The sequence below is a fragment of the Mesorhizobium sp. f-mel genome, assembly GCF_053850215.1.
In genome coordinates this window covers 1-1,200 of record NZ_JBSPTO010000073.1, presented here as the reverse complement: position 1 = coordinate 1,200, position 1,200 = coordinate 1, and the positions used below count along the sequence as shown (strand labels likewise).

Sequence of the window (1,200 nt, the reverse complement as noted above, 5' to 3'; positions counted from 1 at the left end):
GTCTTCCTTCAGAATTGCGTCGGAGATTTTCTCAGCCACCATGATCGTTGGAATGTTTGTATTGGCCCGGGGGCAGAATGGCATCACCGAAGCGTCGGCAATCCTCAAGCCGGAGACGCCGCGAACGCGGCCCGACGGATCGGTCACTGCAGTAGGGTCGGAGTCTGCCCCCATCCTGCAGCTCGACGTCGGATGCCAATTGCCCATCACGTTCTGATTGATAAACCGATCCAGATGCTTCTCGTCATTCATCAGATCTGAAATGCTATGGCCATCTGTTATGACGTGCTTAATGAGTTTGCGGCGTAGACGCGCAGAGCTGTCCATGAACAGCGACAGAACCGAGGTAAGTCCGTAATTAATGCCATTGATCTTGCTAACCCGCTTCACTCGTGCGTTCCAAGTTGATGGAAAAGGGTCGAGCGCCACGGCCGACAGTGGATCTTGCTGCATCAGGCGGGCCAGCAAACGGAAGCCCTGCTTCAGACGCTCGACGTCCCGCTTGTCGCTCAACCAGTTGAAATCCACCTCCGGCTCTACGGCATGAGAGCGATCCTTGAGCACGATAGTACCTGTTGAATAACTGCGATTGACCCACACACAAAGGGTTCCGAGGCGCTTGCCCAGCGGGTGCCAAGCCGATTTGGCAGCCGCCGATATAACCATATCCGTCGAAGGGCACCCATCGTAACCCGACGAGTAGCGAGCATGCATCTGGATATGCCCGCTGACATCGGGTGACATGCGATCGCCCGGCTTCAGATAGGCCGAAACGCAGATCGCCGGGTGCTCCTGAAGGTTCTGGCCCACACCTTTCAAGTCTGCAACAACTGGAATGTAGAGCTTTGCCAATTGCTCTGCCGGGCCTATCCCGGAGCGCATCAATATGGCGGGTGAATGGATCCCTCCAGCGCAGACGATCACGGTTGAAGCGCGATAATTCCGGCGTCCGGACTTGTTTTCCGTCTCGACGCCCGTGATCGCATTTCCTGACGAGGTCAGGCGCGTAACCGTCGTTTCCGACAAGATTGTCAAATTGGACCGAGAGCGGACGCTTTCGGACAAGTAGGCAATGGCAGCGGATACCCGGTGACCGTTGCGGTTGGTCAGCGGAACAACAGAGTAGCCGTCACCAAATTCACCGTTGAAGTCCGGCCTGAAATGAATACCCAAAGCTTCATATGCTTTCGACGCCGCTCG

The 1,200-nt window shown here is 56.0% G+C and carries 1 protein-coding gene; it reads right to left on the bottom strand.

What is annotated here, in order from left to right:
• The coding region (locus ACWUKX_RS30925) for a GMC family oxidoreductase (RefSeq protein ID WP_456010450.1) at positions 1–1,200 on the bottom strand (1,200 nt) is incomplete at both ends.